The sequence below is a fragment of the Bradyrhizobium cytisi genome (assembly GCF_008123515.1).
GTDB classification, from domain to species: Bacteria; Pseudomonadota; Alphaproteobacteria; order Rhizobiales; family Xanthobacteraceae; genus Bradyrhizobium; species Bradyrhizobium cytisi.
This window is the reverse complement of sequence record NZ_VSSR01000021.1, coordinates 114,255-133,240: the sequence shown is the minus strand read 5'-3', so window position 1 is coordinate 133,240 and position 18,986 is coordinate 114,255. Positions and strand designations below refer to the sequence as shown.

Annotated in this window: 17 protein-coding genes; 7 read left to right on the top strand and 10 right to left on the bottom strand. The window is 64.1% G+C overall.

What is annotated here, in order from left to right:
- Nucleotides 1–19: 19 nt before the first annotated feature.
- Genes FXB38_RS13170 through rfaD form a run of 3 tightly spaced genes read right to left on the bottom strand, consistent with a single transcriptional unit; the run spans nucleotide 20 to nucleotide 3,799 of the window.
- A complete protein-coding gene (locus FXB38_RS13170; protein ID WP_246229862.1) occupies nucleotides 20–1,309 on the bottom strand; it encodes an O-antigen ligase family protein in 1,290 nt (429 codons plus the stop codon).
- The gene (rfaE1, locus tag FXB38_RS13165; protein ID WP_148751278.1) at nucleotides 1,306–2,790 is read right to left on the bottom strand and encodes a D-glycero-beta-D-manno-heptose-7-phosphate kinase; all 1,485 of its coding nucleotides are present in this window, start codon (nucleotides 2,788–2,790) and stop codon (nucleotides 1,306–1,308) included. Before rfaE1 ends, FXB38_RS13170 begins: the two co-directional genes overlap by 4 nt.
- 28 nt (nucleotides 2,791–2,818) lie before the next feature.
- A complete protein-coding gene (gene rfaD, locus FXB38_RS13160; protein WP_148751277.1) occupies nucleotides 2,819–3,799 on the bottom strand; it encodes an ADP-glyceromanno-heptose 6-epimerase in 981 nt (326 codons plus the stop codon).
- A 159-nt stretch (nucleotides 3,800–3,958) separates the two neighbouring features.
- Here rfaD and waaF point away from each other — a divergent pair, with 159 nt between their 5' ends.
- On the top strand, nucleotides 3,959–5,029 hold the full coding sequence (gene waaF / locus FXB38_RS13155) for a lipopolysaccharide heptosyltransferase II (protein WP_148751276.1): 1,071 nt from the start codon (nucleotides 3,959–3,961) through the stop codon (nucleotides 5,027–5,029).
- The gene (locus tag FXB38_RS13150; protein ID WP_148751275.1) at nucleotides 5,022–5,552 is read left to right on the top strand and encodes a D-glycero-alpha-D-manno-heptose-1,7-bisphosphate 7-phosphatase; all 531 of its coding nucleotides are present in this window, start codon (nucleotides 5,022–5,024) and stop codon (nucleotides 5,550–5,552) included. The genes waaF and FXB38_RS13150 overlap by 8 nt, the downstream gene beginning before the upstream one ends.
- A 216-nt stretch (nucleotides 5,553–5,768) precedes the next feature.
- Here the strand turns inward: FXB38_RS13150 and FXB38_RS13145 are convergent, their stop codons facing one another.
- Nucleotides 5,769–6,806 carry a glycosyltransferase family 4 protein gene (locus FXB38_RS13145; protein WP_148751274.1) on the bottom strand — a complete coding sequence of 346 codons (1,038 nt, stop codon included), beginning with the start codon at nucleotides 6,804–6,806 and terminating at the stop codon, nucleotides 5,769–5,771.
- A gap of 126 nt (nucleotides 6,807–6,932) precedes the next feature.
- On the opposite strand from FXB38_RS13145, the gene galE reads away from it, so the two are divergent.
- The 3 genes from galE to FXB38_RS13130 all read left to right on the top strand — a co-directional run bounded on the left by galE (nucleotide 6,933) and on the right by FXB38_RS13130 (nucleotide 10,605).
- Complete coding sequence (gene galE, locus FXB38_RS13140) at nucleotides 6,933–7,946, top strand: UDP-glucose 4-epimerase GalE (RefSeq protein WP_148751273.1); 1,014 nt, start codon at nucleotides 6,933–6,935, stop codon at nucleotides 7,944–7,946.
- Nucleotides 7,947–8,065: 119 nt separating this feature from the next.
- Nucleotides 8,066–9,868 (top strand): ABC transporter ATP-binding protein, encoded by a 1,803-nt coding sequence (locus FXB38_RS13135; protein ID WP_148751272.1) that lies wholly within the window; start codon nucleotides 8,066–8,068, stop codon nucleotides 9,866–9,868.
- A 35-nt stretch (nucleotides 9,869–9,903) separates the two neighbouring features.
- Nucleotides 9,904–10,605: a fumarylacetoacetate hydrolase family protein gene (locus tag FXB38_RS13130; RefSeq protein WP_148751271.1), complete on the top strand. Its 702-nt coding sequence runs from the start codon at nucleotides 9,904–9,906 to the stop codon at nucleotides 10,603–10,605.
- A 64-nt stretch (nucleotides 10,606–10,669) separates the two neighbouring features.
- Here the strand turns inward: FXB38_RS13130 and FXB38_RS13125 are convergent, their stop codons facing one another.
- Together FXB38_RS13125 and FXB38_RS13120 are read right to left on the bottom strand one after the other, a co-directional pair.
- Nucleotides 10,670–12,010, bottom strand: a complete 1,341-nt coding sequence (locus FXB38_RS13125) for an MFS transporter (RefSeq protein WP_148751270.1) — start codon at nucleotides 12,008–12,010, stop codon at nucleotides 10,670–10,672.
- A 147-nt stretch (nucleotides 12,011–12,157) separates the two neighbouring features.
- Complete coding sequence (locus tag FXB38_RS13120; protein WP_148751269.1) at nucleotides 12,158–12,616, bottom strand: YybH family protein; 459 nt, start codon at nucleotides 12,614–12,616, stop codon at nucleotides 12,158–12,160.
- Between the two features lie 137 nt (nucleotides 12,617–12,753).
- Here FXB38_RS13120 and FXB38_RS13115 point away from each other — a divergent pair, with 137 nt between their 5' ends.
- Together FXB38_RS13115 and FXB38_RS13110 are read left to right on the top strand one after the other, a co-directional pair.
- Nucleotides 12,754–13,566, top strand: coding sequence for an amino acid kinase family protein (locus FXB38_RS13115; protein WP_148751268.1), 813 nt, complete (start codon nucleotides 12,754–12,756; stop codon nucleotides 13,564–13,566).
- A gap of 11 nt (nucleotides 13,567–13,577) precedes the next feature.
- The gene (locus tag FXB38_RS13110; protein ID WP_148751267.1) at nucleotides 13,578–14,405 is read left to right on the top strand and encodes an amino acid kinase family protein; all 828 of its coding nucleotides are present in this window, start codon (nucleotides 13,578–13,580) and stop codon (nucleotides 14,403–14,405) included.
- Between the two features lie 70 nt (nucleotides 14,406–14,475).
- Here the strand turns inward: FXB38_RS13110 and FXB38_RS13105 are convergent, their stop codons facing one another.
- The 4 genes from FXB38_RS13105 to ahcY all read right to left on the bottom strand — a co-directional run bounded on the left by FXB38_RS13105 (nucleotide 14,476) and on the right by ahcY (nucleotide 18,941).
- Nucleotides 14,476–15,405 carry an aspartyl/asparaginyl beta-hydroxylase domain-containing protein gene (locus FXB38_RS13105; RefSeq protein WP_148751266.1) on the bottom strand — a complete coding sequence of 310 codons (930 nt, stop codon included), beginning with the start codon at nucleotides 15,403–15,405 and terminating at the stop codon, nucleotides 14,476–14,478.
- 144 nt (nucleotides 15,406–15,549) lie between these two features.
- Entirely contained in the window at nucleotides 15,550–15,705 is a 156-nt protein-coding gene (locus FXB38_RS42695) for a hypothetical protein (RefSeq protein ID WP_187434840.1), read from the bottom strand.
- A 193-nt stretch (nucleotides 15,706–15,898) separates the two neighbouring features.
- Nucleotides 15,899–17,359 carry a flavin-containing monooxygenase gene (locus FXB38_RS13100; protein WP_148751265.1) on the bottom strand — a complete coding sequence of 487 codons (1,461 nt, stop codon included), beginning with the start codon at nucleotides 17,357–17,359 and terminating at the stop codon, nucleotides 15,899–15,901.
- Between the two features lie 160 nt (nucleotides 17,360–17,519).
- The gene (gene ahcY / locus FXB38_RS13095) at nucleotides 17,520–18,941 is read right to left on the bottom strand and encodes an adenosylhomocysteinase (protein ID WP_148751264.1); all 1,422 of its coding nucleotides are present in this window, start codon (nucleotides 18,939–18,941) and stop codon (nucleotides 17,520–17,522) included.
- Nucleotides 18,942–18,986 lie beyond the last annotated feature (45 nt).

Here is an 18,986-nt window from a genome sequence, read left to right as displayed (position 1 = left end):
CTTGCCAGCGCTCCGAAGCTCAGGCGCGGGCTTCTCCCGGGCTGCGGCCGTTCCGGCGCGAATTGAGCACCATGCCGCCGGCCACACCGACACCGAGCACGTACATCCACCCTTCATGGAAGTCGAAAAGATGGGAATTGAACAGCGAGGTGAATACGTTCTGGACAACGACCAGCAAGCCGATCCAGCTGGCGAGCGCGTCGCCGCGGAACAGGAGGAGATGCACCGCCCACATCGCATACAGGATGATGATGCCGACAACGCCCCATTGCACGGCCACGTTCAGCGTCTGGTTATGGGGATTACCGATCACCTCGCTTGAGGCCTGGTAGGGGCCGCCGGTCGCAGCCAGCTCGAACAGGCCGCGCGTCGAGCCGGTTCCATGACCGACGACCGGCGCCTCGGCAAAGAAACCCAGCGATTTGCGCCAGAACTCGAGCCGAAGTCCGATCGATGTCGGGATGCCCTTGTCCTTGTAGAGCTCGTACTGAACGGAGAATGTTTCAATCGTGTTGTGCAGCGTCGACGAGGTCTTCCACGTCAGCGCGGCGAGGGCTACGAGAGCTGCGAAGATGATCAGGATGCTGCGCCATTTCAAATGCAGCAGCCCGAACACCGCCAGCATGATCGGTACGGTCACGAGTGCGGTGCGCGAGATTACTACAAAGGCCATGTTGACGAAGAAGCTGAGCGCGACCGCCGCCAGCAGCCCGGCCAGCCAGACCCTGTTCTGCTGCAGCAGCTTCACGATCGGAAACGCGAGCGCGACCGCGCACAGCGTGAACTCCTGGCTCTGGTCGATGTAGTTCTTCACGAAGATGCCGCGCGAGTTGGGTTCGTCAGGCGGCTTCAGGGAGAACGTGGGATGGAAAACCACGAGCCAGGACATCACTGAGAGCAGCGCACAGGAAACCAGAAATGCGATGAACACAAGGTGCCCGCGCGACGAGCGTTCGAAATGATAGATCAGGACCGGGAGCACGAGCAGCTTCGTCGTCGGGTTCACGGCGTAGAGCCGCGCTCCCCAAGGCGCCCCTGACCACAGCGTGCCGACGAGCGCGAGCAGGAACAGGGCGATCGGCAGTGCGCAGACCGGTCGCTTCAGCGACTGAAGGAAGTCCCTGACGTCGAGAAACGGCACCATGCAAATCAGCATCGTGACGTTGAAGATGGCCGCCAGCGACGTCGACCACGGCAGCGAGGCCGCGGTCAGGATGGCAAACAGGTCGACCGTCTCGGACCATGCCGCCGGACTGCGCAAGCGCCGCAGCGTCGTCCCCCACATCGTGTCCCGCACGAGCTCCGTCACTTCGTCTCTCCGCGCGCGCGATGGACCAGCGCCGTCGTGCTGAAGCCCTTGAGGATGTCGACCAGCACGACCGTGCCGCCCGCGGCCTCGACGACCTCGTGGCCGACCACCTGCTCGCGGGTGTAATCGCCGCCTTTGACCAGCACACTCGGCGTGATGCGCGCGATCAGGTCGATCGGCGTGTCCTGCTCGAAGATCACGACGAGATCGACGGCTTCGAGCGCGGCCAGCACTTCGGCACGCGCCCGCTCGTCCTGGACCGGGCGATCCGCGCCCTTCAGCCGCCGCACCGAGGCGTCGCTGTTCAGCCCGACGATCAGGCGGTCGCAGGCGGCGCGCGCCGCGGTCAGCACCTTGACGTGGCCGGGATGCAGGATGTCGAAGCAGCCATTGGTGAAGCCGACGCGCAGCCCCTGCCCCTTCCATTCGGCGAGCCGGGCCTCGAGCGTATCAGGCGCGCTCACGACCTTCTCCTCGGCCGCGAGAGTGGCATGCGGCAGGATCTTCCGCCGCAGTTCGTCGGCGCTTACGCTGGCGGTGCCCTGCTTGCCGACAGCGACGGCGGCGGCCGCACTCGCCAAGCGCAGCGCCGTGTCCCAATCCGCGCCCGCCGCGATCGAGACCGCGAGCGCGGCGGCCACGGTGTCGCCGGCGCCGGAGACGTCGCGCACCTTCACCGGGAAAGCCGGAACATGGACGGCTTCACCCTTGCGCGGCACCAGCGTCATGCCGTGCTCACCCTGGGTGACCAGGATCGCCTCGCAATCGGCCAGCCGCATCACGTCTTCCGAGGCATCGACGATGCTCTGCACCGTGTCGGCGCGGCTGCGGGTGGCTTCCGAAAATTCCTTGCGGTTGGGCGTGAGCAACGTGGCGCCGCGATAGATCGCCCAGTTCAGGCTCTTGGGATCGACGATCACGGGCTTGCCGAGCTTTCGCGCGGCGTCGATGGTGTGGCGGATCACGCGCGCGGTCAGCACGCCCTTGGCGTAGTCGGACAGCAGCACGATGTCGGCGCGCGCGATCTGTGGCAGGATCGCCTCGATCAGCCTGGTCTCGACCTCGTCGGAGGCCGCTATCGCCTGCTCCCAATCCGCCCGCAGCATATGCGTGGAAAAGTGCTCGGAGACGAAGCGGACTTTTCGCGTGGTCGGCCGCGACGGGTCGCACACCAGCACGCTCTCGATGCCGGCATGGTCCGCCAGCGCGGCCTTGAGCCGCGCCCCTGCATCGTCCTCGCCGACAAGGCCGACGAAGATGCAGCGCGCGCCGAGCGAGGCGATATTGCGCGCGACGTTGCCGGCGCCGCCGATATGGATCTCGCTGCGCTGGGCCGCGATGACGGGCGTCGGGGCTTCCGGCGAAATCCGCGACACCTCGCCATAGACAAACTCGTCCAGCATGACGTCGCCGATGCAGAGCACGGTACGGCTGGAGATAGCTTGCCCGAGGGCATCGAAATCGAGAATGGGCGTCGGCATGGTGATTGGGCCTCAGATCCTTGGGGCCTTAACGGAAACGGTCGGGCCGGTCGAGATAATCGGCGACATAGGCCTTCACCGCGTCCTCGAGCGTCGTGAAGCCGCCGTTATAGCCGGCGCGGCGGAGACGATCGACCTTGCTCTCGGTGAAATATTGATAGCTGCCGCGGATCTGCTCGGGCATGTCGACATAGTCGATATTGGGCCTGGTGCCGAGCGCGGCATAGGCAGCCAGCATCAGCTCCCGGAAGCTGCGCGCCTTGCCGGTGCCGACATTGAACAGCCCCGACACCGATGGCGTCGCCAGCAGCCACAGGATCACGCGCACGACGTCGTCGACATAGATGAAATCGCGGCGCTGGTCGCCGTCGGCGATGCCATCGCGATGCGACTTGAACAGCTGCACGACGCGGCCCGCCTTGACGTCGTCGAAGCGGCGCGCCAGCACGCTCATCATCGTGCCCTTGTGGTATTCGTTCGGGCCGAACACATTGAAGAATTTCAGGCCCGACCATTGCGGCGGCAGCCTCTCGCCGCGCGCGACGCGCTCGGCGACCGCGAGATCGAACAGCTGCTTGCTCCAGCCGTAGAGATTCATCGGCCGCAGCTTCTTCAGCGCCGGCAGCGAGGCATCGTCGTCAAAACCTTCCGCGCCGTCACCATAGGTCGCAGCCGACGACGCGTAGATCAGCGGCACCGCATTGGCCGTACACCAGTCAAGCAGGCGCATCGAGAAGCGGAAATTGGTCTCGATCACGAGGTCGCCGTCGGTCGCGGTGGTCTCGGAAATCGCCCCGAGATGGATCACGGCATCGAGCTTGCGGCCCTTCAGCCAGTCAGGAAGCTCGGCCGGGGGAACGATATCCACAAGTTGCCGCTTGGCGAGATTGCGCCATTTGCCGTCGCTACCGAGGAGATCGCAGACCACGATGTCGCTGCGGCCGGCGTCGTTCAGCGCCGCGACGACATTCGATCCGATAAAACCGGCCCCGCCGGTCACCAGCAACATTCCAATCACCCTGCCCGATTTTTGCGGCCCCGATACCTGCCCTAGCGCATCATCTGCCAAAGTGTAAGCATTTTGGGACCCCACTTCTGCGGCTTTACCTGCCGGCCGGGAGCGGCTAACCGAACCGCCACATCAGAGCGCCCGCGGCACAATTAACGAATGAATATAGATTCACAATTTGGCGGAACTGAGGATCGGAGCGACACAAGCCCGATCCTGATTGTCCCCTATATGTGGATCGGCGATTTCGTCCGGAATCACACCGTTGTCAGGGTGCTGAAGGAGCGATGGCCGAATCGGCCGGTCGATCTCCTGACCACGTCCCTGTGCGCCCCCCTGATCGACTACATGCCCGGCGTGCGCGCTGGGCTCGTCTGCGACCTGCCCCGCAGCCGCCTCGCCGTCGGCCGCCAGCTCGGCCTGGCGCGGCTCCTGCGCGAGCGGAACTACGGCACCGCCCTGGTGCTGCCGCGGACCTGGAAGGCGGCCATTGCACCGGCGCTGGCCGGCATCCCTGAAAGGGTCGGCTTCGTCGGCGAATTCAGGTTCGGCCTGCTCAACCGCTGGCGCTGGGGCGAGAAGAAGCTGCCCCGCTTCATCGACAAGAACGCCGCGCTGGCCCAGCCCGACGGCGCGCCCCTGCCCCCGGAATGGCCGGTGCCGCAATTGCGGGTGCCGGCCGAGGAGATCGCCGGTTGGCGGCAGGCCAATGGTCTCAGCACCGGTGCCGCCGTGGCGCTCGCCCCCGGCTCGGTCGGGGCGTCAAAACGCTGGACCTCCTATCCGGAGGCTGCCCGCCTGCTGGTCGAGCGTGGGCTCGAGGTCTGGGTGGTCGGCGGCCCCGCAGAAAAGGGCCTCGCCCAGGAGATCGTCGCGGCCGGTGGCGCGGGGGTGAGGGATCTCACCGGTAACGATCTGCGCAACGGCGTCCTCGCCATGGCCGCGGCCGGCGTCGCGATCTCCAACGACTCGGGCCTGATGCATATCGCGGCCGCGCTCGACACGCCCACCATGGGCATCTTCGGCCCGACCAGCCCCTCTCTCTGGGCGCCCCTCAACGGCCTCGCCGCGACCGTGGTCCAGACCAAGAGCGCGCTCGCCTGCCAGCCCTGCCAGAGCACGATCTGCAAGATGAACGACCACCGCTGCATGCGTGACATCACGGCACAGGACGTGGTCGAGATCGCAAGAGACGTGCTTGCCAGGACGCAGGGACTTGCAAATGTCTGACGGCCGCGCAGCGAAGCCCGCCGCATTCCTCGATCGCGACGGCGTCATCAACCATGACGATAGCTATATCGGCACGCGAGACCGCATCCGCTGGATGCCCAACGTCGCCAGAGCCATCCGCCGTCTCAATGAGGCCGGCTATTGGGTGTTCGTCTTCACCAACCAGTCCGGCGTCGCGCGCGGCCTCTTCACCGAAGAGGACGTGAACCGGCTGCACGGCTGGATGCGCGACGAGCTCGCCCGCGAAGGCGCTCGTGTCGATGACATCCGCTTCTGTCCGTATCATCCGCAAGGAACAGTCGCCGGCTACATCGCCGAGCATGACTGGCGCAAGCCCGCGCCCGGCATGTTGCGCGATCTCGTCCAGCACTGGCCCGTGCAGCTCGACGGCAGCTTCGTAATCGGAGATCAGCCCCGGGACATCGAGGCCGGCAAGGCGCTCGGGCTGCCGGGCTTTCTCTTTCCAGGCGGCGACCTCGACGCGTTCGTGAAAGAGGTGCTGGCGCGGATCAGGCGGGGGTAGAGGGCTGTAATGCGGCGGGCCTCAGTGGCCAGTTTGAATTTGTCGACGGTTCGTGATGTTGGCACTCTAGAGGTGTTTTGCCCGACGCGTCAACCAAAATTCGCAAAATCCGCATTTGCATCGCGCGCGCCCGGCAAGCCGTTGATTTTGCCGCCCCCCGCTACTGTGCATGGGGTTGTTTTCGCGTTTTCGATCTGCTGTCGCGATGGCGCTCGCTCAGAGCAGCGGACGATAGACCTCGCCGATCCGTGCCGCCTCGGCATCGAGGCTGAACTTTTCGAGCACGCGCTCGCGACCGCGCTCGCCCATCGCGGTCGCGAGAGCCACGTCGCGCATCAGCGGCTCGAGCGCAGCCATCAGCGCCTCCGCATCACCGGTCGGGATCAGCACGCCGCTCACGCCATCCTCGACCACGAGTTCGGCCGCACCGGCGCGCGCAGCGACCAGCGCGCTGCCGGCGGCCATCGCCTCGATCAACGTCAGGCCAAAGCCTTCGTTGCGCGAGGTGAAGGCGTAGATCGTCAGCCGCTGATACCAGCGCTGCACATCCTCGATCGGCAATTCGCCGGTGATGACGATGCGCGATTGGAGGCCCGCTGCTTCGATGCGCTTCTTCAGATCATTCGCAAACGGCGTCTGCTCGGCCGTGACTTGTCCGACGATGACTGCCGTGAAATCCGGATAGCGCGGCAGCAATCGGCACATCGCATCGACGAACACATCGGTGCCCTTCTGCGCACGCACGCGGCCGAAGCAGCCGATGGCGTAACGGCCCGGCAAGCCGCTTTCCGCGAACGCGGCGGCGCGATCTGCTGGCGGCGCATAGACATCGGTGTCTACGCCATGCGGGATCACGGTCGATTGCACTTTGAGAAACGAGGCCGAGATGTCTGACGTCGCGATGATCGCGTCCATCTGCCGGATCAGCCAACGCGTGATCCAGCTGTGATGCCGCTGCGCCGCCGAGGTGAAGACGAGCTTGAGCGGCCAGCCGAGCGCGCGCAGCACGACGCCTGCGATCATCTCGTTGTTGCGGCGCGCATGCCAGATCAGCGGCGACTTGCGGCGCCACAGTTTCAGGACATCGGCGGCGCCCAGCCGCACAATCCCCTCCGGCGCGTCCGATCCGAACCATGCGGCGCGATAGAGTTTTGCCAGCCGCGGCGCCACCATCCGGTTGGTCGCGGTGACCCCGGAATAGCGCCTGTGCAGATTTGGTACGATCACCTGCAGATCGTCCGGGAAATTCGCCACGTCATGCTCCGTCTGGTGCGCTCCCTATACGCAACATTAAGCATAGTGACCAGTTCAGGGCTGCCGAAACCCCCTCTTCACTGCGCAAACGTTAACTTGGTGCGTTGATCGAAGACGGGTGAGATCATGACTGTGCTAGTCACCGGCGGCGCCGGCTATATCGGAAGTCACACGGTCCTCGCGCTGGCGGAAGCCGGCGAGGACGTCGTCGTGATCGACGATCTCTCCACCGGCTTCTCCGCTTACTTGCCCGAAGGCGTGCCGCTGTTCATTGGCGATGCCGGCGACGAGAATTTACTCGAGGGTGTGATCGCCCAGCACAGCATCGAGAGCATCATCCATTTCGCCGGCTCGGTGGTCGTGCCGGAGTCGATGCGCGATCCGCTCGGCTACTACCGCAACAATTTTATGACCGCGCGCAACCTGCTCAACGTCGCGGTCAAGCGCGGCATCAGCCGCTTCATCTTCTCCTCGACCGCCGCCGTCTACGGCAATCCGGACCAGGTGCCGGTGCCCGAGCACGCGCCGACGCGGCCGCTGTCGCCCTACGGTTCGTCGAAGCTGATGACCGAGATCATGTTGCACGATGTCGCCGCCGCCTACGGCATGCAGTACGTCGTGCTCCGCTATTTCAACGTCGCCGGTGCCGACCCGCAGGCCCGCATTGGCCTCGCCACCGCCGGCGCCACGCATCTGCTCAAGATCGCGGTGGAAGCCGCGACCGGCCAGCGCGCCAAGATCGACGTGTTCGGCACCGACTACCCGACCCAGGACGGCAGCTGCATCCGCGACTTCATCCACGTGACGGATCTTTCGCAGGCGCATCGCTCGGCGCTGGCTTACCTGCGCAATGGCGGTGCCTCGACCACGCTGAACTGCGGCTATGGCCGCGGCTATTCGGTGCTCGAAACCATCGACGCCGTGCGGCGGGTGTCGGGCCGCAGCTTCGCCGTGCAATACGCCCCGCGGCGGCCCGGCGACATCATGACCATGGTGGCCGACACCAGCCGCATCCGCGGCCTGCTCGACTGGAAACCGCAATTTGAGGACCTCGAGACCATCGCGGCGCACGCGCTGGCCTGGGAGGACAAGCTGTTCCGCGAGCGCCATGGCGAGCTCCGCCACGCCGTCTCGGCCTAAAACCTCTCCAGGCGCAAGCCCTTAATTGGGCTTGAAAAGCGTAGCTTTAGCGGGCACAGAGGCCATTCGATCCCTGACGCGCGGGCAGGCTTTTCGCCTTGGCCGTCAATGGACTACGGATGGCCCAGTTTCCAAAGAAAATCACCGACGATCCCTATGAGGCGATGGTCCTCATTCGCCGCCTGGTCACGGAACAGGGCGTCGTCTACTGGCGGCGCTACCTCGTCGCCTTTGCGCTGATGGCGGCGGCCGCAGGCGCCACCGCAGGCGCGACCTACGTGCTTGGCCAGGTCATCAACCAGGCCTATGTCGACAAGAACATCCCGGGCATCGCGATGTTCTCGGGCGTCACCGTGATCCTGCTGTTCATCAAGGGCGTGGCGACCTATGGCCACATGGTGATCCTGACCAAGATCAGCAACGCCATCCTCGCCACCAACCAGCGCCAGCTGTTTGCCAAGCTGATGCGCGAGAGCGTCGGCTTCTTCTCCGAGCGGCATTCGTCCGAATTTTTGGCCCGGCTGACGGCCGGCGCCAAGTCGATCACCGATGTGCTCAACATGCTGGTCAACGCCATCGGGCGCGATCTGCTGATGCTGCTCGCCATGATCGGCGTGATGGTGTGGCAGGATCCGCTGATGTCGCTGATCGGCCTCGTCGCGGTGCCGCCGGCGATGCTGGTGCTGCGCAAGCTGGTCAAGCGCATCAAGGGCCTCGCCTTCAACCAGTTCACCGGCACCGCCGACATCATGGAAACGATGCAGGAATCGCTGCAGGGCATCCGCACGGTGAAGGCGTTCACGCTCGAAGAGACCATGCAGAAGCGCATCGACGAGAACATCGCGGTCGTCGAGCGCAACGCCAACAAGATGGCCCGCGTCGCCAACCGTTCCAACCCGCTGATGGAAATGCTCGGCGGCTTCGCGGTCGCCGGCTGCTTGCTTTATGGCGGCTACAGCGTGGTCGCGCTTAACGCCACGCCCGGCGCGTTCTTCTCGTTCATGACCGCCTTCCTGATGGCGACCGAACCGGCCAAGCGGCTGGCGCGGCTCAACATCGACCTCAACAGCCAGCTCGTCGGCGCGCGCATGCTGCTCGAGGTCGTCGACAGCCCGGCCAGCGAGCATTCCGACGACGACAAGCCGGCCCTCAAGCTCTCCGATGCGCGGATCGAGCTGCGCGACGTCAGCTTCTGCTATCGCGCCAATGAGACCGTGCTCAACCGCATGAGTTTTGTCGCCGAGCCCGGTAAGGTCACCGCGCTGGTCGGCCCCTCTGGCGGCGGCAAGTCGACCGTGCTGGCGCTGCTGTTGCGCTTCTACGAGGTGACGCAAGGCGACATCGTGATCGACGGCCAGCCGATCGGGGCGGTGTCGCGCAAATCGCTGCGGGCGCAGACCGCCTATGTTGGCCAGGACGTCTATCTGTTCCGCGACACCATCCGCAACAACATCGCCTTCGGCAAACCAGGCGCGAGCGAGAGCGAGATCATCGATGCGGCGAAGGCAGCCTGCGCGCATGATTTCATCATGAGCTTCCCGCTCGGCTACGACACCCCGGTCGGCGAGCACGGCACCCAAGTGTCGGGCGGCCAGCGCCAGCGCATCGCGGTGGCGCGCGCGCTGCTCAAGAATGCCCCGATCATCCTGCTGGACGAAGCCACCGCCGCGCTCGATTCCGAGTCCGAACGCCAGGTCCAGCAGGCGATCGAGCATCTCTGCCAGAACCGCACCACCATCGTGATCGCGCACCGGCTGCACACCATCATGCATGCGGATGCGATCCTGGTGGTCGAAGGCGGCGAGATCGTCGAGCAGGGCCGGCATGACGAGCTGCTGCGCCGCTCGGGCCGCTACGCCTCGTTCTTCCGCCTGCAGCATCACGATGCCGGCGCTCTGGCGCCGATCAGCGCCACCGCATAGAGTTCTGTCCACCTCAAGAGCAGCGAGATCGCTTCATGAACGCCGCCTCCTACGTCATTCCGCTTCCGCCGCAGGCTTCGCTTCCCGTCGTCGGCGAGGCCGGCCGTTATCCGGTGCGCCGCATCTGGTGCGTCGGCCGCAACTATCTCGAGCACATCCGCGAGATGGGCAATGACGAGCGCGCGCCGCCGTTCTTCTTCGCCAAGCACGCCGACATGCTGGTGCCCGATGGCGCCACCATCCCCTATCCGCCGCTGACCAAGGATCTGCATCACGAGGTCGAGCTGATCGTCGCGATGAAGAGCGGCGGCCTCAACATCCCCGCCGACAAGGCGCTCGACCACGTCTACGGCTACGCCGTCGGTATCGACCTCACCCGCCGCGACCTCCAGATCGCCTCGCGCAAGAAGGAGCGCCCGTGGGAGATCGGCAAGTCGTTCGACGGCTCGGCGCCCGCCTCCGCGGTGCAGCCGGCCTCGAAGATCGGCCATCCCGCCAAGGGCAAGATCTGGCTCACGGTCAACGGCAAGGAAGCCCAGAAGGGCGACCTCACCGAGCTGATCTGGAACGTGCCGGAAATCATCTGGCAGCTGTCGCAGCAGGTGAAGCTCGCCGCCGGCGACATCATCATGACCGGCACGCCGGCGGGCGTGTCGCAGCTCCAGCCCGGCGATAAGCTCGAATGCGGCGTCGACGGCGTCGGCACGCTGAAGGTGAGCATCGGCCAGCCGGAGTAAGGCTGACCTCGAGATCACGGGAAAAGCAAAGCCCCGGAGATGGCGTCCGGGGCTTTTTGTGGTCTCAAATTCGCCGCTCGTGCGCGCCCGCCGCGTTGATGTCCTTCCCGGTGTAATCGGTCATCATCGCGGTTGCGGCCAGCGTTATGACTGCGCAAATCGCGATATAGACCGCAATGGCGATCGCCGAGTGGAACGTGCCGAATAGCCAGGCGGCGATCAGCGGCGCGGGGCCGCCGGCGATCACGGATGCGAGCTGATAGCCGAGCGAGGAGCCGCTGTAGCGCAGGCGCCCGGTAAAGCTCTCGGCGATCAACGCGGCTTGCGGCCCATACTGCATGTCATGCGGAATCAGCGACAGGATGATCGCCAGGAAGATGATGGTCGGTGATCCGGTATTGAGCATCGCGAAATAGATGAAGCCGAAAATGCCCGTGGCGGCAGCGCCGAGCATGTACATGTTCTTGCGGCCGATCTGATCGGAGATGTGGCCGCAGAGCGGGATCGAGACAAAGGACAGCACCGAGGCCGAGAGCACCGCGGTCAGCAGGAAGTCGCGCGAAACGTGCAGGGTACCGATGCCATAGGAGAACACGAAGGCAGTGAAGATGTAGAACGGCGCCTGCTCCGACATGCGCGCGAACGCGGACAGCAGAATCTCCTTCGGATATTCCCGGATCACGGTCAGCATCGGCGTGCGCTCGACCTGACGTTCAGCCACGAGCTTTGAGAACACGGGCGTTTCGAGAATGCCGAGCCGGATGTAGAGGCCGACACCGACCAGGATGATGCTGAGCGCGAACGGAATGCGCCACCCCCACGCCAGGAACTGATCGCCCGCCATCTGGCTGAACGCCAGCACGGCAAGATTGGCGAGAAACAGGCCGCATGGCACGCCGAATTGCGGCCATGATGCGATCAATCCTCGGGATTGATCGTTGCGGGCCCATTCCATCGACATCAGCACCGAGCCGCCCCACTCGCCGCCGACGCCAACGCCCTGAATGAATCGCAGTACGGTCAGGATCGCGGCGCCCCAGATGCCGATGCTTGCATAGGTCGGCACCACGGCCACTGCGGCAGTCGCCAGTCCCATCAAGAGCAGGGTCGCGATCAAAGTGGATTTGCGTCCGATGCGGTCGCCATAGTGCCCAAAGATGGCCGCGCCGATCGGGCGCGCGACGAAGCCGACCGCGTAGATCGCAAACGCCTCCAGCGTGCCGACCCAGGGATCGGAGTGCGGAAAGAACAGCTTTGCGAAAACCAGACCCGTGACGGTGCTGTAGAGAAAAAAATCATACCATTCGATCGCAGTCCCGATCGTGGAGGCGATCACGGCGCGACGAAGCTGGCGCTGATGCTCGGATGTGGTGAGTTGGGTGACATCAAGGTCGAGTGTTGCCATCGGAATGCTCCCTCCGATAGACCCCCACTTGCGCATTTTCATCGATTGTTCGTTGCGGAACAAACGATATCAGGTTCCAATGGTTCCAGCAGGCTGGAACGAGAGGCTAAGACTTTAGTCGCCGATGGAGCCCGCGGTGACCGCCCTCTACCAAGCCTTCACAGGCCGATTGGCGTGGCTCGTCTGCGGCACACCGCGATTGAGCGACATGTGGGAATGCACACACAGCCAACCATCTCGGTCTCTTGAAAACACCATCGTCGCCCGGCCGGGACGCGGAAATGCGCTGCCATCGGGATGATAGCCCGTGCTCGTCCAGGGCGCGATCACCGTCGCCATCGTGCCGTCGCGGGATGCCAGGATCGCGATCTGATCGAGCACGAAGCGGAAGTCGGTCGTCTTCGGCCAGACGTTGTCCCATTGCGTCGCGACCCATTGATCGAGGCCGGGGATGACATCGTTATGCGTGCCGAAAGCCAGCGCGTCAGGATGGAAGAGCGGCCGCGCAGAGGCATAGTCGACCTCGCGGACATAATCCGCGAAGGTTTCCAGCCACTGACGAAAGAACTGCGTTATATCGGTATTCGCGGTCGGCAAGGAGGCCATCGCCTGCTCCATATTCGGGCAACTCAATCCCGGCAATCTTTGTTGCCACGGGCCGAACTATCCAGCAAGACTCCCACACGCGGTTAGGACCGGAGGGGTCGCCGCAGAGAATGCATTGACAACGAGAGGTGTCTCTGATGTCGACCACGACCACCGAGCTTGAAGCGCTGCTGATGCAGCGCTCGCTCACCGACCCACAGCTTGTCGCCGCCGCGGAGAAAGCTTCGGACTTCCGCATCCTGCCGGACGCAACCGTCATCAAGATCGGCGGACAGAGCATGATCGATCGCGGTCGGGCCGCAGTCTATCCGATCGTCGAGGAGATTGTTGCGGCCCGTAAAGCCCACAAGCTCCTGATCGGCACCGGCGCCGGCACCCGCGCGCGGCATCTCTATTCGATCGCCGCCGGGCTTCGCCTGCCGGCCGGCGTGCTGTCGCAGCTCGGCGCTTCCGTGGCCGACCAGAACGCCGCGATGCTTGGACAGCTGCTTGCCAAGCACGGCATCTCTGCGGTCAGCAGCGCCGGGCTATCGTCCGTGCCGCTGTTCCTCGCCGAAGTGAACGCGGTGATCTTCAGTGGCATGCCGCCCTATAGCCTGTGGATGCGGCCGGCGGCCGAGGGCGTGATCCCGCCCTACCGCACCGACGCCGGATGCTTCCTCGTCGCCGAGCAGTTCGGCTGCAAGGCGATGATCTATGTGAAGGACGAGAACGGCCTTTACACAGCAAACCCGAAAACATCGAAGAATGCGACCTTCATTCCGAAAATCTCGGTGGCGGAAATGAAGGCCAAGGGTCTGCAGGATTCCATCCTGGAATTCCCGGTGCTCGATCTCCTCGCCGCGGCGCGCCACGTCAGTCAGGTGCAGGTTGTGAATGGCCTCGTCCCCGGCAATCTCACCCGCGCGCTCGCGGGCGAGCATGTCGGCACCATCATCACCGCGAGCTGAAGAGAGCAGTTATGGCTGACACCAACCAGATTAAGCACGTCGCCTCGCCGCTCGCCCGCCAGACCCTTCTGGACAGCGATCTCACCCGTCCTGTCGCCGGCAATCGCCCGATCAAGCTGCTGCCCTGGCTGCAGGTCATCAAGATCGGCGGCCGCATCATGGATCGCGGTCATGAGGCGATCCTGCCGCTCGTCGATGAATTGCGATCGCTGCTGCCCGAGCATCGCCTGCTGATCCTGACCGGCGCGGGCATCCGTGCTCGCCATCTCTACAGCGTCGGTCTCGACCTCGGCCTGCCGGTCGGCTCGCTCGCGCCGCTCGCCGCCAGCGAGGCCGGCCAGAACGGCCATATCCTGGCGAGCCTGCTTGCACCCGAGGGCGTCTCCTATGTCGAGCATCCGACCATTGCGAGCCAGCTCGCGATCCACCTCGCGGCGGCGCGCGCGGTCGTCGGCAGCGCCTTCCCGCCCTACCACCATCACGAATTCCCGACCTCGCGCATCCCGCTGCATCGCGCCGACACCGGCGCCTTCCTACTCGCCGATGCGCTTGGGGCCGCCGGCCTCACGATCGTGGAGGACGTCGACGGCGTCTACACCAATGATCCCAATGGCGCTGATGGCAAAACGGCCGAGCTGCTGAAAGAAACCAGCTTCGCCGAACTCGCGAAGCTGAGGGGCACGCTGCCGTTCGATCCTGCGCTGCTCGAGGTGATGGCGAATGCACGGCACATCGCGCGCGTGCAGGTGGTCAACGGCCTCGTGCCCGGCCGGATCAGCGCGGCACTGCGCGGGCAGCATGTGGGCTCGACCATTCAGACAGGCGCTAAGACTGCCTGATTGCGGCTGGAGCGTATCCACAAACAGAAAGCCCTGGAGATCGCTCCGGGGCTTTTTGATTCCGAGATCGTCACCGCAGCGCTGACAGCACAATCAGGCCGAGGATCAACGCCGTCAGCGAATATTTCAGCGTGTAGTAGACGTTACGGTTCCACTCCTTGATCTTGCGGCTGCCGAGGTGGATCTCGTAGAGCTTGCCGAACACCTTGTTGAGCACGCCGACGCTCTCGCCGTCGACGTTCTGGGTTGCCGATGCCTTGACGATGCGATGGCTAACCCAGCGATTGATCGCGGTCATGAAGCCGTATTTCATCGGACGCTCGACGTCGCAGAACAGGATGATGCGGTTGACGTCGGTCGCATTCTCCGCGCTGTGAATAAAAGTCTCGTCGAACATGAAGGCCTCGCCGTCACGCCAGACGCATTCGACGCCGTCGACCAGGATGCGGCACTTGTTCGAGTTCGGCGTCACCAGGCCGAGATGATAGCGCAGCGAGCCCGCGAAGGGATCGCGGTGCGCGCCGAGCTTGCCGCCCGGCGGCAGCATCGCGAACATCGCGCCATGCACGCTCGGAATCGAATTGAGCAGCTCCACCGTCTTCGGGCACAGCGTGCGCGCCGAGGGCAGGAAGTCGTCGTACCATTTCAGGTAGAAGCGTTTCCAGCCGCTTTTGAAGAACGAATAGAAGCCCCAATCGTTGTTCTTCGCTGCCGCGCGGATAAAACCTTCGTCGAACAGGCGGACGGCCTCGTCGCGGATGGTCTCCCAGTTCTCGCTGAGCGGCTTCAGTTCGGGAAACTGCTCGACGGAGATGACGGGCTTGTTCGGCACGGCCGAGCCCGCGTACATCAGCACATTGTAGGGGGCGAGATAGGTCGAGTGATCGCCGAGCTGGCGCGCGAAGCGCAACCGCTGCTTGCCACGGAAGTGAACGTAAATCGTCGAGGCCGCGAGCACATACAAAATGACAAGTTGCGGCGCAAAAAGCTGCTTTAGCATTCCCCAAGTTCCCGAGTGACACAACCGGGGACGTGATCTAACGCGACCCAGCCCGAGCGGCAAGATATTCACCGCTGGGTTGCGGTCACTCTGGGGAGAACATCCGAGGAGAGATCGGGCCGAAGCGGACCGAAACGACCCGATTCATGCCCGCGCCAACGCCTGGAGACCCTTGAAGGTCAGGCGCTTGGGGTCGGTGACGCCGGCGAGATAGAGCCGGCGGATGAAGGCGACGACGGCATCGCGGTCGCAATCGGTCAGCGCGACGACGGCGTCGACCGCGATCTTCTGGGCTTCCATTGGGCTCACCTCGGCCTTGCGAGTAACCCCGGCCGAGACAGGCTAGGACTCATCCCTTAATCCGGCGTTAACTGTTCGGAACCATCCCCGATTCAGCCGGGTGGCCGTATACGCAAAACAACGCATTGGCAGCCGCGACGCGACAACTCAGCGAGCTCACTCCGCGCAAGGCATAGAAGCGGCGGCGGCGTGATCAGGAATATCGCATCACGCCGTCGTCGATCCTGCCGAACCGCAACGAGACGATGTCGAAGGCGTAGTTCTGGTACAGCCGCCACGGCTGCTTCGAGCCCTGCTTCGGCATCTTCGCGACCGAGCGCTGGACATAGCCAGAGGTGAAATCGAGCGACGGCTGCGCGGTGATCTCGGGGTCGTCATTGTGCGGCATGCACTGACGGAAATTGTGCCGGTCCATGTAGTTGATGAGACGGCAGACATATTCGCAGGTGAGATCGCATTTCAGCGTCCAGGACGCGTTGGTGTAACCGAAGGCCGAAGCCATGTTCGGCACATCGGCATACATCATGCCTTTATAGGTCAGCGTGCTCGCGAAATCGACGGCGCGGCCATCGACGCTGATCTCGAGGCCGCCGACCACCTGGAGCACCAGGCCCGTCGCCGTCACGATGATGTCGGCCGCAAGCTCGCTGCCGTCCTTCAGGCGGATGCCGTCGCGGGTAAAGGTGTCGATCTCATCGGTAACCACGGCGGCGCGCTTTTCGCGGATCGCCTTGAAAAGATCGCCGTCGGGCACGAGACAGAGCCGCTGGTCCCAGGGGTTGTAGCGGGGCGTGAAATGCGTGGCGATGTCGTAGTCCGGCCCGAGCGCCATACGCACGCCCCCGAGGATCAGGTTCTTCACCTTGTCCGGCCGCCGCCGGCTGAGCTGGAAGAAGAACATCCCCCACATCACGTTGCGCCAGCGGATCAGGTGATAGGCCAGCCGCGCCGGCAAATTACGGCGCAATTCGTTGGCGACGGGATCCTGCGCCGGGCGCGACACCACATAAGTCGGCGAGCGTTGCAGCATGGTGACCTGCGCCGCGGTCTTGGCGAGCTCCGGCACCAGCGTCACCGCGGTCGCGCCGGAGCCGATCACGACGACGCGCTTGCCCGCGTAGTCGATGTCCTCGGTCCATTTCTGCGGATGCACGATGCGGCCGGCAAAATCCGCGACGCCATTGAACTCCGGCGTATAGCCCGCCTCGTATTTGTAATAGCCTGAGCACATGAACAGGAAATTGCAGGTGAAGCGCACGAGCTCGGTCGCGCCCTCCCCTGCGGTACGCTCGACCTCGACGGTCCAGCGCGCTTCCTGCGTCGACCATGCCGCGCGCTTGACGCGATGGCGGAAGCGGACGTGCGCCTCAATGCCGTTCTCGGTTGCGGTCTCGCGCACATAGTTCAGGATCTGCGGCCCGCCGGCGATCGCCTTCGGATCGGTCCACGGCTTGAAGGAATAGCCGAGCGTGAACATGTCGCTGTCGGAGCGGATGCCGGGATAGCGAAACAGGTCCCAGGTGCCGCCGATGCAGTCGCGCCCCTCCAGGATGACGTAGCTCTTACCCGGGCACTTGGTCTGAAGATGATAGCCCGCGCCGACACCGGACAGGCCGGCACCGACGATCAGCACGTCGAAATGCTCTTGTTGCATGGTTTCCTCCGCCCGCGGCGATAGTCCGCCCGTCGCTGCTGGCCGTCAATCGCCAAACAGCCGCGCAGCGACTGCAAAGCGAATTGAATTCCATGCGCCGAAACAACAAAGCCCCGGATCGCTCCAGGGCTTTGCGTCGATGATCGATGTGATCTGCGGATCAGTAGCGGTAGTGATCGCTCTTGTACGGACCTTCCTGCTTCACGCCGATATAGTCGGCCTGGTCCTTGCGGAGCTCGGTGAGCTTGACGCCGATCTTTGCGAGATGCAGGCGCGCGACCTTCTCGTCGAGCGTCTTCGGCAGCACGTAGACTTCCTTCTTGTACTTGCCGTCCTTGTTGTTGGCGAACAACTCGATCTGCGCCAGCGTCTGGTTGGTGAAGGACGCCGACATCACGAAGGACGGATGGCCCATCGCGTTGCCGAGGTTCACGAGCCGGCCTTCCGACAGCATGATGATGCGGTGCTTGTCGGGGAACTCGATCTCGTCGACCTGCGGCTTGATGTTGGTCCACTTCAGATTGCGCAGAGACGCGATCTGGATCTCGTTGTCGAAGTGACCGATGTTGCAGACGATGGCGCGATCCTTCATCGCGCGCATGTGCTCGATGGTGATGATGTCCTTGTTGCCGGTCGCGGTGACGAAGATGTCGGCGCGGGGCGCGGCGTCTTCCATGGTGGTGACTTCATAACCCTCCATCGACGCCTGCAGCGCGCAGATCGGATCGACTTCCGACACCATCACGCGGCAGCCGGCCTGGCGCAGCGAAGCCGCCGAACCCTTGCCCACGTCGCCGAAGCCCGCGACCATCGCGACCTTGCCCGACATCATCACGTCGGTGCCGCGGCGGATGCCGTCGACCAGCGATTCACGACAGCCATAGAGATTGTCGAACTTCGACTTGGTGACGCTGTCGTTGACGTTGATGGCGGGCCAAAGCAACGTGCCGGCCTTCTGCATGTCATAGAGACGATGCACGCCCGTGGTGGTCTCTTCGGAGACGCCCTTGATGCTCTTGGCGATCTCGGCGAAGTAGCCCTTCGGCTTTTCCTTAAGCTGCTTCTTCAAAAGCGCGAAGAAGACTTCCTCTTCCTCCGAAGCCGGCTTGTCCAGGAACGCGGTGTCGCCGTTCTCGGCGCGCAGGCCGAGATGGACATACATGGTGGCGTCGCCGCCGTCGTCGAGGATCATGTTCGGGTGACCGCCGCCGTGCCAGTCGAACAGTTTTGCGGTGTAGTCCCAGTATTCGGTCAGCGTCTCGCCCTTGACCGCGAACACTGGAATGCCGGCGGCTGCGATCGCAGCCGCAGCGTGGTCCTGCGTCGAATAGATGTTGCAGGAGACCCAGCGAATGTCGGCGCCGAGGGCTGCCAGCGTCTCGATCAGCACGCCGGTCTGGATCGTCATGTGCAGGGAGCCGGCGATCCGCGCGCCCTTCAGCGGCTGCTTCGGGCCGTACTCTTCGCGGGTGGCCATCAGGCCGGGCATCTCGGTCTCGGCCAGCGAGAGTTCCTTGCGGCCGAACTCGGCGAGCGAGATGTCCTTGACGATGTAATCGGTGAAGCCGGGCTTCGCGTTCATAGGGGGTTCCTGTTTGTTGGGCTCGTCATTCCGGGGCGCTCGTGA

Bases quoted from the DNA above. Each gene is read 5' to 3' on its own strand.
- FXB38_RS13115 (WP_148751268.1), top strand. From the start codon at position 12,754: ATGTCGACCACGACCACCGAGCTTGAAGCGCTGCTGATGCAGCGCTCG.
- FXB38_RS13125 (WP_148751270.1), bottom strand. From the start codon at position 12,010: ATGGCAACACTCGACCTTGATGTCACCCAACTCACCACATCCGAGCAT.
- galE (WP_148751273.1), top strand. From the start codon at position 6,933: ATGACTGTGCTAGTCACCGGCGGCGCCGGCTATATCGGAAGTCACACG.
- rfaE1 (WP_148751278.1), bottom strand. From the start codon at position 2,790: ATGCCGACGCCCATTCTCGATTTCGATGCCCTCGGGCAAGCTATCTCC.
- FXB38_RS13110 (WP_148751267.1), top strand. From the start codon at position 13,578: ATGGCTGACACCAACCAGATTAAGCACGTCGCCTCGCCGCTCGCCCGC.
- rfaD (WP_148751277.1), bottom strand. From the start codon at position 3,799: ATGTTGCTGGTGACCGGCGGGGCCGGTTTTATCGGATCGAATGTCGTC.
- FXB38_RS42695 (WP_187434840.1), bottom strand. From the start codon at position 15,705: ATGGAAGCCCAGAAGATCGCGGTCGACGCCGTCGTCGCGCTGACCGAT.
- FXB38_RS13150 (WP_148751275.1), top strand. From the start codon at position 5,022: ATGTCTGACGGCCGCGCAGCGAAGCCCGCCGCATTCCTCGATCGCGAC.
- FXB38_RS13100 (WP_148751265.1), bottom strand. From the start codon at position 17,359: ATGCAACAAGAGCATTTCGACGTGCTGATCGTCGGTGCCGGCCTGTCC.
- FXB38_RS13130 (WP_148751271.1), top strand. From the start codon at position 9,904: ATGAACGCCGCCTCCTACGTCATTCCGCTTCCGCCGCAGGCTTCGCTT.
- FXB38_RS13135 (WP_148751272.1), top strand. From the start codon at position 8,066: ATGGCCCAGTTTCCAAAGAAAATCACCGACGATCCCTATGAGGCGATG.
- FXB38_RS13120 (WP_148751269.1), bottom strand. From the start codon at position 12,616: ATGGCCTCCTTGCCGACCGCGAATACCGATATAACGCAGTTCTTTCGT.
- FXB38_RS13105 (WP_148751266.1), bottom strand. From the start codon at position 15,405: ATGCTAAAGCAGCTTTTTGCGCCGCAACTTGTCATTTTGTATGTGCTC.
- ahcY (WP_148751264.1), bottom strand. From the start codon at position 18,941: ATGAACGCGAAGCCCGGCTTCACCGATTACATCGTCAAGGACATCTCG.
- waaF (WP_148751276.1), top strand. From the start codon at position 3,959: ATGAATATAGATTCACAATTTGGCGGAACTGAGGATCGGAGCGACACA.